This window comes from Bacillus sp. NPDC077411, from assembly GCF_044543425.1.
Lineage (GTDB): Bacteria > Bacillota > Bacilli > Bacillales > Bacillaceae_G > Bacillus_A > Bacillus_A bruguierae.
Genome location: NZ_JBITWA010000006.1, coordinates 194,721 through 208,063, shown reverse-complemented (window position 1 = coordinate 208,063; position 13,343 = coordinate 194,721). Strand labels below are relative to the sequence as shown.

Annotated in this window: 15 protein-coding genes; 12 read left to right on the top strand and 3 right to left on the bottom strand. The window is 37.8% G+C overall.

The features are described from left to right. The first annotated feature begins 77 nt into the window (after positions 1–77). Positions 78–785 carry a YhcN/YlaJ family sporulation lipoprotein gene (locus ACIGHG_RS10925; protein ID WP_336471136.1) on the top strand — a complete coding sequence of 236 codons (708 nt, stop codon included), beginning with the start codon at positions 78–80 and terminating at the stop codon, positions 783–785. Positions 786–803: 18 nt separating this feature from the next. Here the strand turns inward: ACIGHG_RS10925 and ACIGHG_RS10920 are convergent, their stop codons facing one another. Then, positions 804–1,334 carry a P-loop nucleotide/nucleoside kinase family protein gene (locus ACIGHG_RS10920; protein WP_336471137.1) on the bottom strand — a complete coding sequence of 177 codons (531 nt, stop codon included), beginning with the start codon at positions 1,332–1,334 and terminating at the stop codon, positions 804–806. 654 nt (positions 1,335–1,988) lie between these two features. On the opposite strand from ACIGHG_RS10920, the gene ACIGHG_RS10915 reads away from it, so the two are divergent. The 7 genes from ACIGHG_RS10915 (at position 1,989) to yajC (ending at position 7,027) form a co-directional block, all read left to right on the top strand. Beyond that, positions 1,989–2,519: a BofC C-terminal domain-containing protein gene (locus ACIGHG_RS10915; protein WP_336471138.1), complete on the top strand. Its 531-nt coding sequence runs from the start codon at positions 1,989–1,991 to the stop codon at positions 2,517–2,519. A gap of 166 nt (positions 2,520–2,685) precedes the next feature. After that, on the top strand, positions 2,686–3,303 hold the full coding sequence (ruvA, locus tag ACIGHG_RS10910) for a Holliday junction DNA helicase RuvA (RefSeq protein ID WP_336471139.1): 618 nt from the start codon (positions 2,686–2,688) through the stop codon (positions 3,301–3,303). Between the two features lie 5 nt (positions 3,304–3,308). Continuing rightward, the gene (gene ruvB, locus ACIGHG_RS10905; RefSeq protein ID WP_139207768.1) at positions 3,309–4,310 is read left to right on the top strand and encodes a Holliday junction branch migration DNA helicase RuvB; all 1,002 of its coding nucleotides are present in this window, start codon (positions 3,309–3,311) and stop codon (positions 4,308–4,310) included. Then, a complete protein-coding gene (locus tag ACIGHG_RS10900; protein ID WP_336471140.1) occupies positions 4,307–4,513 on the top strand; it encodes a DUF2905 domain-containing protein in 207 nt (68 codons plus the stop codon). The genes ruvB and ACIGHG_RS10900 overlap by 4 nt, the downstream gene beginning before the upstream one ends. A gap of 19 nt (positions 4,514–4,532) precedes the next feature. Next, positions 4,533–5,585, top strand: a complete 1,053-nt coding sequence (gene queA / locus ACIGHG_RS10895) for a tRNA preQ1(34) S-adenosylmethionine ribosyltransferase-isomerase QueA (protein ID WP_396548409.1) — start codon at positions 4,533–4,535, stop codon at positions 5,583–5,585. 14 nt (positions 5,586–5,599) lie between these two features. Beyond that, the gene (gene tgt, locus ACIGHG_RS10890; RefSeq protein ID WP_090919713.1) at positions 5,600–6,739 is read left to right on the top strand and encodes a tRNA guanosine(34) transglycosylase Tgt; all 1,140 of its coding nucleotides are present in this window, start codon (positions 5,600–5,602) and stop codon (positions 6,737–6,739) included. Between the two features lie 27 nt (positions 6,740–6,766). Beyond that, positions 6,767–7,027 (top strand): preprotein translocase subunit YajC, encoded by a 261-nt coding sequence (gene yajC, locus ACIGHG_RS10885; protein WP_090919716.1) that lies wholly within the window; start codon positions 6,767–6,769, stop codon positions 7,025–7,027. Between the two features lie 31 nt (positions 7,028–7,058). On the opposite strand, the gene ACIGHG_RS10880 is transcribed toward yajC, so the two are convergent. Further along, on the bottom strand, positions 7,059–7,445 hold the full coding sequence (locus ACIGHG_RS10880) for a TIGR04086 family membrane protein (protein ID WP_090919719.1): 387 nt from the start codon (positions 7,443–7,445) through the stop codon (positions 7,059–7,061). A 114-nt stretch (positions 7,446–7,559) separates the two neighbouring features. On the opposite strand from ACIGHG_RS10880, the gene ACIGHG_RS10875 reads away from it, so the two are divergent. Both ACIGHG_RS10875 and ACIGHG_RS10870 read left to right on the top strand, forming a co-directional pair. Next, positions 7,560–8,207 (top strand): DUF421 domain-containing protein, encoded by a 648-nt coding sequence (locus tag ACIGHG_RS10875; RefSeq protein WP_336471142.1) that lies wholly within the window; start codon positions 7,560–7,562, stop codon positions 8,205–8,207. Between the two features lie 77 nt (positions 8,208–8,284). Then, a complete protein-coding gene (locus ACIGHG_RS10870) occupies positions 8,285–8,770 on the top strand; it encodes a GNAT family N-acetyltransferase (RefSeq protein WP_336471143.1) in 486 nt (161 codons plus the stop codon). 33 nt (positions 8,771–8,803) lie between these two features. On the opposite strand, the gene spoVB is transcribed toward ACIGHG_RS10870, so the two are convergent. Continuing rightward, a complete protein-coding gene (gene spoVB, locus ACIGHG_RS10865; RefSeq protein ID WP_336471144.1) occupies positions 8,804–10,363 on the bottom strand; it encodes a stage V sporulation protein B in 1,560 nt (519 codons plus the stop codon). A 121-nt stretch (positions 10,364–10,484) separates the two neighbouring features. Here spoVB and ACIGHG_RS10860 point away from each other — a divergent pair, with 121 nt between their 5' ends. Further along, on the top strand, positions 10,485–10,769 hold the full coding sequence (locus tag ACIGHG_RS10860; protein WP_336471145.1) for a post-transcriptional regulator: 285 nt from the start codon (positions 10,485–10,487) through the stop codon (positions 10,767–10,769). A gap of 106 nt (positions 10,770–10,875) precedes the next feature. Then, the gene (gene secDF, locus ACIGHG_RS10855) at positions 10,876–13,137 is read left to right on the top strand and encodes a protein translocase subunit SecDF (RefSeq protein WP_336471146.1); all 2,262 of its coding nucleotides are present in this window, start codon (positions 10,876–10,878) and stop codon (positions 13,135–13,137) included. The last annotated feature ends 206 nt before the right edge of the window (positions 13,138–13,343 follow it).

The following is a 13,343-nucleotide window of genomic DNA, read 5'->3' as shown; positions in this document are numbered from 1 at the left end:
AAAAACCTCTTTTGTGACTCATGATAAGAGGGAGCTTTTCGAATGAAAAGTTCATTCTAACAGAGGGGGTTTTTGCATTGAACAAAAAAATTAAACTTATTGCTGCTTCTTTGTTAGTTACCAGTGCATTAGCTGCATGTGGTACACCTAAAAATAAAAGTGCAATGGATCGTAATGCTACTTATAATTATGAGCGTACATCGTATGAGAATGCTTCTCCGTATAGAGATAATGTAGCACGTACAGACCGTTACACAGATTATGTCACATACCGTAACAATGCAAGAACTGACGATTATGGGAATGTAAAGTATACAAAAATTAATCAAGACATTCACAATCGTCGTGATAACGTTGGATACAATTATTACCGCGATGTAAATTATCATGGACAAATGACGAATCCATATCCAACTCGCAATGTTACGATGAACAACACGTATATAAACAACGATGGTAAAGTAGCTGAAGCAGTTACCAACCGAGTAAAAGGTATGGATAATGTAGATCGTGTTTCTACTGTTGTACGTGGTAATGATGTTGTCATTGCGGTCAAAACTCGCAACAATCCAGACGAAAAAGCGTTAGAAAATGACATTCGCAAAACTGTTGCGCCTCTTGTGAACAATCGTAATGTCTATGTAACAGCGAAAGCAGATATGTTTACTCGCGTTGATACAATGAGTACGCAGCTACGAAATGGAACAATTACAAATGATTTAAATCGTGATGTAACAAATATGTTCCGAGACCTTCGTACGAATGTAACTAACGTGGTGCGATAATGGAAGGAAGGGGAGATATTATTTCCCCTTCTTTTTATTTATGTAATGTATCGCTTTTTCTGTTAATAAATGAATATCTTCTATGCAGTCTAATTGAAGTTCATCTGCTAATAAGTCTGTATTAATTGTACTATAATGTTGTTTTAATTCATGTAAGTCTGTGATGAGTTGATTTGGCTGAGGATTTGTTTTTCGTTCATTTAGTCGACGCGCCCAGACAGATTCATCACTACAAGTACATGAAATAGACGTTAAAATCCCTTTTCGTTGTTCGACCCAAGATTTTAATTTCAGAACATCATCTAAGTGGTTATAACCGAAATCGATAATAATGGTTGCATTGCAAGCAAGAGTGGATTCTAACAATCGGAATAGAATACTAAAGCAAATTTTGTTTCGAATGAAATGATCTGTTATGTGTTCAGCGATAGAGTCATATAGATCGTCTTTATGAATAACCGGTATATGTAGTTGTGTGCCTACAGAATTTGATATTGTTGTTTTACCGGTACATATTTTTCCCCTAAATAAGATTACTTGTGTCATCATTCTATATCCTTTCTTTATAAGTGTTCTCCATATTCGACATTTTGTGAAATGATCCTTTTTTAGAGACAGCGTTTTTGATTATTATTTTTTTCTTGCTTTCTCTTAGCATTAATGTTATATTAACAAAGCGATGAGCTAATTTACGTAAGACGAGAGATATGCTTAAGTGCTAAACACGCGGATGTGGCCGCCTGGTCTCTCGCCGTAAACGCATCAAGACGCCTGCATGACAGGCGTCTTTCTTATTTATATAGAAAATGGTAGCGGAATAGGTTGAAGAGCTTATTCCGCTTTTTTATATTCTTAATCTTGTACACCTCATTCTTTATTGACAAAAAATCTATTCAATACAAATTCATTTTAATGTTTCGACATATCAATTGCTGCTATGCAGAATACGACATAACCGCTACTTGCTTTCTCCTTTTGTTTTAAACCTTGCATGTGGCAGAAAAAGGCCCTGACCGCTTCTATGTATGGCCAGATGCTCTCGCCCACCTAAAAAGCAAGGGGTTTTTAATTTGTATCTATATAATGAGTTAATGCTGCTTTTCGAGATATCTAACTTCGAATCTTCTAAGGGGCATAAAACTTCTACTTTCGGTCAAACTGTAAATAGAAGTTTTTTATTTTCCCTAAAAGAGGTGACAGTATATGAAGTTCATGATCGTTGCTATGCAGATTGTACTAGCTGCGTTTTGTTTGTATCATGAATCGAGTGTAGCATCGGCAGAGAGTTCGGGTAATGAAGCCCAGCAGGAACCTCAAATTACAATCATGTTGCAGCGTATATATTTAGACGGGGAAGTGAGTCAGGAGATTTTTAGAGAAGAAGTTGTGAATTTAGAAAAGCTTTTCGAGCAATATAAAGATTGGCAACTCGTTGATCGAGATGATGTACAAATTGTATTGCAACAGCGCATTGATGATATTTCACCGTTATTAAAAACGAGTGGGTATTTTGGAGTTTCAAAAGAGGGAATTCTCCAAATTTTTAACGGTGTGCCGGAAAATGACAATGCCATTCATTCCTTCTTTCAAATCGATATGAAAAAGATGAAGAGCTATCAGCGTGAACAGCTGAAGCGAGGAATTCGAGTGAAGTCAAAAGAGCGGTTTGTGAAAGTGATGAAAGATATGGAACAATATTCTATGAGAAATGGAAACAGCCGTAGCGTAAGATAGCTACGGCTTGTTTCTTATTTTTGTTTTGCTAAAATCATTTTTCGAGAGCATTCTGTCAATATGAAAATGAAAAATAGGATAGAGAACATTTGTTGGGGGAACCTCGCATTTTTATCGTTATTTATGTTAAAATGGAATACATGATTTGAGAGGGAGAGATACAGTTTTGTTTGAATATATTACAGGTTATGTGGAATATGTAGGACCGGAATATATCGTTCTTGATCATAACGGAATTGGTTATCAGATTTTCACACCAAATCCGTATGTATTCCAAAGAAGTAAACAAGAACTTCGTGTATATACATATCATTATGTAAGAGAAGATATAATGGCCCTTTACGGATTTAAAACACGTGAAGAGCGCTTACTATTTACAAAGCTTTTAGGTGTATCGGGGATTGGACCGAAGGGAGCGCTCGCGATTTTAGCTTCAGGTCAAACGGGGCAGGTTGTACAAGCGATTGAACATGAGGATGAAAAATTTTTAGTGAAGTTCCCTGGCGTCGGGAAGAAAACAGCGCGTCAAATGATTTTAGATTTAAAAGGAAAATTGGCAGATGTTGTGCCTGACGCTTTTGCCGACTTATTCTCAGATGCAGAACGTTTCGATGAGAAGAAAGGAACATCTGCGGAGCTTGATGAAGCACTAGAAGCGCTTAGAGCACTTGGATATGCAGAGCGAGAAGTATCTCGCGTCGTGCCAGAATTATTAAAAGAATCACTTACGACGGATCAATATATTAAAAAGGCACTTAGTCTTTTACTAAATGGTAAGAGGTGAGTAGAATGGACGAACGTCTCGTTTCAGGAGAATCCGCGTATGAAGATGCGGACTTAGAATATTCGTTAAGACCACAAACGCTCCGTCAATATATTGGCCAAGATAAAGCAAAGCATAATCTAGAAGTATTTATTGAGGCGGCGAAAATGCGTGAAGAAACGTTAGATCACGTATTATTATATGGACCGCCAGGACTTGGAAAAACGACATTAGCAAATATTATTGCGAATGAAATGGGCGTGAATATTCGTACAACGTCAGGACCAGCAATTGAACGGCCAGGTGATTTAGCAGCAGTATTAACAGCACTTCAACCAGGTGATGTTTTATTTATTGATGAAATTCACCGTTTACATCGTTCAATTGAAGAGGTGTTGTATCCAGCAATGGAAGATTTTTGTCTTGATATAGTTATTGGAAAAGGCCCGACAGCACGCTCAGTTCGGCTTGATTTACCGCCGTTTACGTTAATTGGGGCAACAACGCGGGCAGGAGCGTTATCTGCACCGCTTCGAGATCGCTTCGGTGTATTATCTCGTTTAGAATATTACACAGTTGATCAGTTGTCAGCTATTGTAAGGCGTACTGCAGAAGTGTTTGAAGTTGAAATCGACTCCTTAGCTGCTTTAGAAATCGCAAGGCGTGCACGAGGTACGCCTCGTATTGCGAATCGTTTATTGCGCCGTGTACGTGATTTTGCACAAGTTCGAGGTGATGGAACGATTACGATAGAAATTGCGCAAATGGCACTTGAACTACTACAAGTAGATAAGCTTGGACTCGATCATATTGACCATAAATTATTGCTTGGTATTATTGAAAAGTTCCGCGGTGGTCCAGTTGGATTAGAAACAGTTTCCGCAACGATTGGAGAAGAATCACACACAATTGAAGATGTGTATGAGCCGTATTTATTACAAATTGGTTTCCTACAAAGAACACCACGAGGCCGTATTGTTACACCGCTTGTATATGAACATTTCGGAATGGAGATGCCACAAGCATGACGGATATGCCAAAGCTGCTCATTACAGTAGGTATTTTCTTCATTGTTGTTGGATTGGCTTGGAAGTTTCACTTTATAGGTAGGCTTCCAGGCGATATTTTTGTGAAAAAGGGGAAAGTTACCTTTTATTTTCCTGTCATTACGTGTATTGTGATAAGTATTGTATTATCTTTTATTATGTATGTAATAAATCGATTTAGATAGAAATAGGTGAACATAAGTTATGGATATTAATCTGTTTGATTTTTATTTACCAGAAGAACTCATTGCACAAATACCACTTGAAGAGCGAGAAACATCAAGGTTAATGGTGCTAGATCGTGAAACTGGCGAGATTCAGCATAAGCATTTTACTGACATTCTTTCTTATTTACATGAAGGTGATTGCTTAGTTTTAAATGAAACGAAAGTAATGCCTGCTCGTTTGCACGGTGTAAAAGAAGATACAGGGGCACATATTGAAGTGCTTTTATTAAAGCAAGAAGATGGCGATACTTGGGAGACACTTGTTAAACCGGCGAAACGTGTGAAAGAAGGAACGGTAATTTCTTTTGGTGAGGGAAAACTAAAAGCAACATGTGTTGGAACTGGCGATCAAGGTGGCCGTCATTTAGAATTTTCGTATGACGGTATTTTCTATGAAATTTTAGATGAACTTGGGGAAATGCCGCTTCCTCCGTATATTAAAGAAACACTTGAAGACCGTGACCGTTATCAGACGGTATTTGCACGTGAAGTTGGTTCAGCAGCAGCGCCAACAGCAGGGCTTCATTTTACAGAAGAGCTGTTAGAAGAACTGAAGAAAAAAGGCATTCATTTAGCGTTTATTACGCTTCATGTTGGTCTTGGGACATTTAGACCGGTTTCTGCAGATACAATTGAAGAACATCATATGCATGCGGAATATTATCATATGTCAGCGGAAACAGCAGACCTTCTAAATCGTGTGAAGCAAGAAGGTGGCCGTATTATTACTGTTGGAACAACATCAACGCGTACGCTTGAAACAATTGCAACAGATAATAATGGCAAGATTTGCGCCGCTTCTGGCTGGACTGATATTTTTATGTATCCAGGATATGAATTTAAAGCGATCGATGGTTTAATTACAAACTTCCATTTGCCAAAGTCAACATTAATTATGCTTGTGAGTGCATTTGCAGGAAGAGAAAATGTTCTTCATGCCTACAATGAAGCGGTAAGAGAAAAGTATCGTTTCTTTAGCTTCGGTGATGCGATGTTTGTTGCATCTCACTCTCAAGTAGAAAAGAAATAAAAAGGAGTAAAGATATGACAGCAATACGTTATGAATTAATTAAAACATGTAAACAAACGGGTGCACGTTTAGGACGTGTTCATACACCGCATGGTTCATTTGAAACGCCGATTTTTATGCCAGTTGGAACACTTGCAACTGTAAAAACAATGTCACCAGAAGAGTTAAAAGCAATGGATGCGGGTATTATTTTAAGTAATACGTATCATTTATGGCTTCGTCCTGGTCATGAAATTGTGCGTGAGGCAGGCGGCTTGCATAAATTTATGAACTGGGATCGGTCGATTTTAACAGATTCTGGCGGCTTCCAAGTATTTAGTTTAAGTGACTTCCGCCGCATTGAAGAAGAAGGTGTTCATTTCCGTAATCACTTAAACGGGGATAAATTGTTCCTATCACCAGAAAAGGCAATGGAAATTCAAAATGCACTTGGTTCTGATATTATGATGGCGTTTGATGAGTGTCCGCCGTTTCCGGCAACATTTGAGTATATGAAAAAATCAGTAGAGCGTACGAGCCGCTGGGCAGAACGTTGCTTAAAAGCACATCAGCGTCCAGAGGATCAAGGTCTATTTGGTATTGTACAGGGCGGAGAGTTTGAAGAGCTTCGTCGTCAAAGTGCACGCGACCTTGTTTCAATGGATTTTCCGGGTTACGCAGTTGGTGGTTTATCCGTTGGGGAACCGAAAGATATTATGAACCGTGTGCTTGAATTTACAACACCGCTTCTTCCTGATAACAAGCCGCGTTATTTAATGGGCGTTGGATCACCAGATTCGTTAATTGATGGTGCAATCCGCGGTATTGATATGTTCGACTGTGTACTTCCAACTCGTATTGCGCGAAACGGTACGTGTATGACAAGTGAAGGCCGCTTAGTTGTAAAAAATGCAAAATTTGCGAAAGACTTTGGTCCGCTTGATCCGAATTGTGATTGTTATACATGTAAAAACTATTCACGTGCGTACATTCGTCACTTAATGAAATGTGATGAAACATTCGGAATTCGTTTAACGTCTTATCACAACCTGCATTTTCTGTTAAAATTAATGGAGCAGGTGAGACAAGCCATTCGTGAAGACCGTCTTGGAGATTTCCGTGATGAGTTCTTTGAACAATATGGTTTTAATAAACCGAATGCTAAAAACTTCTAATACATAATAATTAAGGAGGCATAAAAGATGAATCCAGGTATGATGAATATTATCATGATCGTTGCGATGTTTGCGATTTTCTACTTCTTACTAATTCGTCCACAACAAAAACGTCAAAAGGCTGTAGCGCAAATGCAAAGCGAACTGAAAAAAGGCGATGCAATCGTCACAATTGGCGGCTTACACGGTACAATTGAATCTGTAAACGATACAACAATTGTGATTAAATCTGGTGGTTCACACCTTACATTTGATCGCAGTGCAATTCGCGACGTTGTGAAAAACTAATGAAAAAGCCCTGAAAATACAGGGCTTTTTTTTAATATGTTGTGCGCTTACCGATATTGACTCCAAGTATGCCTCCAATTGTACTTGCCGCAATAAGTACAAGTTGATATAGAAGCTGTACGTTCGATAACGCCGATGAAAAGCCTAAATAATTTACAAGAAATACGAGAATAGCAAATACAACTCCAGTAGATCCACCGACAAACCATCCTTTTCCTTGTGCTTTTACTCCAGCAACAAATCCAGCGATTACTGTCGATACAATTGCGAGGACAAGAAGTGCGATGGATAAAGTTCTTTCATTTATGTTTGTAAACTTCAATAATAAAGCAATGATGATACTTGCTAGGCAAGCAAAAATAAGCAAGGTAACGATGCCGAATCCAACTGCAATTGATAATTTTCTAGTTCCATCCATAGAGCATCTCTCCTTTCTAATACAAGCATATTTCTTCTTTTGCTAAGTTAGACTAGTTTCTTTTTGTGCGGGGAAACTAATATATAGAAATTGCGACGAGGAAGGAAATGAAAGATGGAACTACTTCAAATTATCTTTCGAACAATTCTTTTATACAGTGTGATGTTAATTATTTTTCGGCTGATGGGAAAACGCGAAATTGGTGAATTAAGTGTTTTAGACTTAGTTGTATTTATTATGCTTGGTGAAATGGCGGTTATTGCAATTGAAAATATGGATAAAGCAATTTGGCATCAACTCGTTCCGATGGTGCTGATTATGCTTATTCAAATTGTGTTATCCCTTGTCTCGCTAAAAAGTCAGCGTATTCGTCATATATTAGAAGGGGAGCCGGCTATTATCATACGTGAGGGGAAGATTGATGAGAAGCAAATGCGTAAACAGCGTTATAACATGGATGATTTACTTATGCAATTACGCGAGCAAAGTATCGGTGATATACGTGATATAGAGTATGCGATTTTAGAGCCATCGGGAAGATTATCAGTATTTGAAAAACAAAAAAGTAAAAATGACACACCATTATTTTCAGTTCCACTTATTATTGATGGAGAAATTCAGAAAAAACATTTATACATGATGGAACATACCGATATATGGCTGGAGGATAAGTTAAAGAAACTGGGGCATACAGATATTGAGAAGATTTCATATTGTAGTTTTCAAAACGGTCAGTTTTTTGTTGATTTAAAAGATGAGTAAATATATGCTCCAAACAGGACTTCATAGAACTATGTCGAATATGAAAGTGCAAAGAAGTCTGATTTGGAGTGAATGATATGGGAATCGCACTAGAAAAAGCTGCAGTTTCTGACGCGGAATTGATTTATGCGATGCAAGTAGAGGCTTTTCTGCCGTTATTGGAAACATACCAAGATTATAATACGAATCCTGCAAACGAGAAGCTTGATAGAGTCATTACAAGAATTCATAATCCGCATGGTGGATTTTATAAAATCATGTATAATAAGGCCGTTGTTGGTGCTGTATGTGTAGTTTGGAAAGAAGGGACAACCAAGTTTTGGATCAGTCCTATGTTTATTCTTCCGAAGTATCAAGGAAAAGGAATTGCTCAAAAAGTAATATTGTTACTAGAAGAGATGTTCCCGCAAGCAACAAGTTGGGAGTTAGCCACAATTTTAGAGGAAAAACGGAACTGTTATCTGTATGAAAAAATGGGTTTTGTACAGACTGGTGTTAGTAAACGATTGAATGATTGTACAACACTTGTCTATTACCAAAAGCCATTGCAGCTTATGAAATAAAAATCGCCATCGAAATAAATTCGATAGCTGTTTTTATTTTAAAAAAGAAAATTTGCGAAGAATAGGGAGTCTTAGTAATTCTTCTTTTCGAATAATTCGAAAAAGGATTAACAGGAATACATATAGTATCGTAGTAGATAGTACTTCCCATAATGTTTGCTTGCCAAGTGAAGGAGAAAAGGTAAGATGTTTATGTATGTAGTAACCTACTCCCCCGGAGATGATAATAGCAAGTAAACCGTATACATAATCTTTTATATAAATAGTAAACGTAATTTTTTTTAAGACAGTTGCATAGTGAAGTAAAGTAACTGTAACGATATTGGCTGCAATTGCAAGAGCGACGCCCATCATTTGAAACTGTGGTTGTGAGGCCAGGACGAAAATAACAAGTAATTTTACAATTGCTCCGATAAATGTATTCATCATGGCCGCTCGCGCTAAATTTAGAGCTTGTAATACAGAAGTGAGTGGTCCTTGAAAATAGTGAAATAAAAAGCAAGGTGCAAGCACTTGAATGAAAAGAGTAGCGCTATCGGAACCGTACATAAGCGTTAAAATAGGGGAAGCGAATATATATAAAATGACAACAGACCAGCCGCCTGTGATAAGAGAGATGCGTAGCGCTTGCTGTAGTCTATGCTCTACTAAACGACGTTGTTTTTTTGCGTTTGCTTCGCTAATAGAAGGAACAAGTGCCGTAGAAAGAGCATATGTAATAAAGGCTGGCAGAGACAAAAGTGGAAAGGCATATCCATTTAAGATACCGTATTGCTGCGTTGCGATAGAAGCTGCAACTCCGGCAATTGCTAAACTTTGCATAACAACAATTGGTTCGAAAAAGTAAGAAATAGATCCAATTAAGCGGCTTCCTGTTGTAGGAAGCGCAATATCCATTAAAGAATAAAAGGTACTTTTACTTTCTTTTACAGTACTTATAAAATGAGAACGTATGGAAAGATGTTTTTCTCTTTGAAACAATGTTAATAGAAATAACAGAGAAGCAATTTCTCCAAGTACAGCTGAGAGCATGGCACCTGCTGCTGCGTATTCCACTCCATATGGTAAGAAAAAGCGAATGCATACAGCAATAATAGTAATGCGAACGACTTGTTCTAGTACTTGTGCATAGGCACTCGGCTTCATGTTTTGTCTCCCTTGGAAATAACCGCGCAGCACAGAGGAAACAGCAATAACAGGCACAACCGGTAAAATAGCGATTAATGGATAGTAGGTTCGTTTATCAGTTAGTAATGTTTCTGCTAATAAAGGAGCAAGAAGCATAATTCCGATTGTTAATAGAATACTAATGACCGAGGTAATGGCCAATGAAACGGTTAATATTCTTTTAACTTGTTGTTTATCATGTGTCGCCTCTGCTTCAGCGATTAGTTTTGCAATGGCAACTGGAAGACCGATTTGTGTAATGGTAATAGCTAATATAAATGTTGGCACAGCCATCATATATAACCCAACACCTTCTTCGCCTAAAATACGCGCCATCACAATGCGATTAATAAAGCCTAATATTTTTGTAATAAAGCCGGCGAACATTAAAATAAAAGCACCTCGTAAAAAGGTTTGTTTCGTCATTGTTTTCTCCTACCTTCTCAAAATCAGTGGAATGATTTACAATAATTTATATGCATGAATAAGATAAGCATGACAAGCTTTTGAAATGAGAAATCTGTGACCAGAGGGAGATGAGATAGAAGTGGCTGAGAAAGAGGGATTAATAGAAGTGTACCGTGAACAATTACAAATTGTTTTAGACAGTAAAGTGGAAGAGTTTCACATGCTCGGCTATGAACGTGTTACACTAGAAGACGTATGGAAATGTTTAAAGGACAAAAAGTGGAAAAAAGTAGGGCCCGATGTCAGATTGTATGAGCTTGTAAATGATGTGTTAACGTTAACAGCTAGCGATTATATGACATATTTAACGCTGAAGGCGTATCAAGCACCGCTTTGGTCGTTTGATGAATATGAAAATAAATAATAAGGTTGTAATTGGTTTGTTCTTCCTCTTGCAGTATAATAATGAGTATTGATAAAGAGGTAATTTTGGAACAAGCGCTTTTGTTCAAAGGAGGAACAAGAAACATATGGCAAAGCGAAGCAGCAGAATCGTTGCCTTTTTCCTCGTTGTGTTATTAATTGGAGGAATCATTGGAGCAACGACAAAAAACATTACAAAAGGAATTAACCTCGGACTTGATCTTCGAGGCGGCTTTGAAATTTTATATGAAGTAAAGCCAGCGAAAAAAGGGGATAAAGTTACCAGGGATACTCTTGTGAGTACGGTTGGTGCACTCGAAAAACGTGTAAACGTTCTTGGTGTAAGCGAACCGAATATCCAAATTGAAGGAAATGATCGCATTCGTGTGCAGCTTGCTGGCATCAAAGATCAACAGCAAGCGCGAGATGTATTATCAACTCAAGCGAAATTAACGTTCCGTGATGTGAATGATAACATTCTAATGGACGGTGCGGATTTAGCAACGGATGGTGCAAAGCAAACATTTGATGAGCAAGGACGACCAAGTGTTAGCTTAAAATTAAAGAGTGCTGATAAATTCCGTCAAGTGACTGAGAAAATATTAAGCATGAAGCCGAATAATTTAATGGTAATTTGGCTTGACTTTGAAGAAGGAAAAGATTCTTACAAGGCAGAAGCAGCAAAACCAAAACCGAAATATTTATCAGCAGCTACTGTGAATCAAGTGTTTAATCAAGCGGAAGTATCTATTGTTGGTGGAAACTTTACAGTAGAGAGCGCGAAACAACTTTCAGAGTTGTTAAATGCCGGAGCGCTTCCTGTTGATTTAAAAGAAATTTACTCTACTTCTGTTGGAGCAAAATTTGGTGAGCAAGCACTACAAAAAACAATTTTTGCGAGTGCAATCGGTATAGCTCTTATTTTCTTGTTTATGATTGTGTTCTATCGTCTACCTGGTTTTGTAGCGATAATTATGCTTGGTCTATATATTTACATAACGTTACTCGTATTCAATTGGATGCACGCGGTTCTCACATTGCCGGGTATAGCAGCACTTGTGCTCGGGGTCGGAATTGCGGTTGATGCCAACGTTATTACGTATGAAAGGCTGAAAGAAGAACTGCGCATCGGAAAATCGATGTTATCAGCATATCGTGCAGGTAATCAGCGTTCGTTATCAACCATTTTAGATGCGAATGTTACAACACTTGCAGCAGCGGCTGTCTTATTTGCATATGGTAATAGCTCTGTTAAAGGGTTTGCGACAAGTTTAATTGTAAGTATTTTAGTCGGCTTCATTACCAATGTATATGGTACACGTTTTTTACTGAGTTTACTTGTTAAGAGCCGTTACTTTGATAAAAAATATTCTTACTTTGGTGTAAAACCGAAGGAAGTTATTCCGTTATCAAAAGGTGTAGAACATGCACCGACGAAATTTGACCGTATTAACTTTGTTAGTATCGGACATAAATTTTTCTGGTTCTCTGTTGTTGTCATGATTGCAGGTTCAATTATTTTACCAATTTTTAAATTAAACCTTGGGATTGATTTTGCAAGTGGTACGCGCATGGATATTAAAACAAATCAAGCGATAACAGTATCACAAGTACAAAAAGAATTGCATGATTTGAAAATAGATGTGAAGCCAGAAGATATCGTGCCAACAGGTAACGATAATAAAGGATTTGCTGTTCGTACAATTGGTGTACTATCAAAAGATGATATTACGAAAGTAAAAACAGTCTTCCACGATAAATATGGTACAGAGCCAAACGTAAGTACAGTTTCTCCAACAATTGGGAAAGAAATTGCACGAAATGCGTTTATTGCTGTACTGATTGCATCAGTTGTTATCATTTTATATGTGAGCATCCGTTTCCGCTTTACATATGCATTATCAGCAGTATTAGCACTTCTGCACGATGCATTCTTCATTATCGTTGTGTTCAGTTTACTTCACTTAGAAGTCGATCTAACGTTTATCGCAGCAGTGCTAACAATTATCGGTTATTCTATTAACGATTCGATTGTTACGTTTGACCGAAATCGTGAGTTGTACAAACAGAAACAAAAAATTCGCACATTAAGCGATTTAGAAGAGATTGTGAATGCGAGTATTCGTCAAACAATCGGTCGTTCTATCAATACAGTTATGACAGTGTTACTACCTGTTATTACATTATTAATTTTCGGCAGTGAGTCATTGCGTAACTTCTCAATTGCATTATTTGTCGGTTTAATTGTTGGTACTTACTCTTCTGTTTTCGTTGCATCCCAAATTTGGCTGATGCTTGAAAACCGCCGTTTGAAAAAAGGAAAAGGTCAGAAGAAAGTGGAAGTAAAGACATCTGAACCGCAAGTATAAGAAAAATCACTTGAATTTGAACGAAAAGAGATGCCTCTTTGCAGGCATTTCTTTTTTTGTTCTGGGATAGAATAAAGTGAAGGTTAGTGCGGGCTTTTACGGACAGTTATCCCCACCTATCTTCTTTAGAAAAGCGGAAGCGGCTCGCTCAGAATCATAGGACGCCCGCGCCCCTGACGGAGAGGCGTTTTTTGCCTCGTCCGAGG

Coding starts and splice junctions, on each gene's coding strand:
- spoVB (WP_336471144.1), bottom strand. CDS start 10,363: ATGACGAAACAAACCTTTTTACGAGGTGCTTTTATTTTAATGTTCGCC.
- ACIGHG_RS10900 (WP_336471140.1), top strand. CDS start 4,307: ATGACGGATATGCCAAAGCTGCTCATTACAGTAGGTATTTTCTTCATT.
- tgt (WP_090919713.1), top strand. CDS start 5,600: ATGACAGCAATACGTTATGAATTAATTAAAACATGTAAACAAACGGGT.
- ACIGHG_RS10920 (WP_336471137.1), bottom strand. CDS start 1,334: ATGATGACACAAGTAATCTTATTTAGGGGAAAAATATGTACCGGTAAA.
- ruvB (WP_139207768.1), top strand. CDS start 3,309: ATGGACGAACGTCTCGTTTCAGGAGAATCCGCGTATGAAGATGCGGAC.
- yajC (WP_090919716.1), top strand. CDS start 6,767: ATGAATCCAGGTATGATGAATATTATCATGATCGTTGCGATGTTTGCG.
- ACIGHG_RS10880 (WP_090919719.1), bottom strand. CDS start 7,445: ATGGATGGAACTAGAAAATTATCAATTGCAGTTGGATTCGGCATCGTT.
- queA (WP_396548409.1), top strand. CDS start 4,533: ATGGATATTAATCTGTTTGATTTTTATTTACCAGAAGAACTCATTGCA.
- ACIGHG_RS10875 (WP_336471142.1), top strand. CDS start 7,560: ATGGAACTACTTCAAATTATCTTTCGAACAATTCTTTTATACAGTGTG.
- secDF (WP_336471146.1), top strand. CDS start 10,876: ATGGCAAAGCGAAGCAGCAGAATCGTTGCCTTTTTCCTCGTTGTGTTA.
- ACIGHG_RS10870 (WP_336471143.1), top strand. CDS start 8,285: ATGGGAATCGCACTAGAAAAAGCTGCAGTTTCTGACGCGGAATTGATT.
- ACIGHG_RS10915 (WP_336471138.1), top strand. CDS start 1,989: ATGAAGTTCATGATCGTTGCTATGCAGATTGTACTAGCTGCGTTTTGT.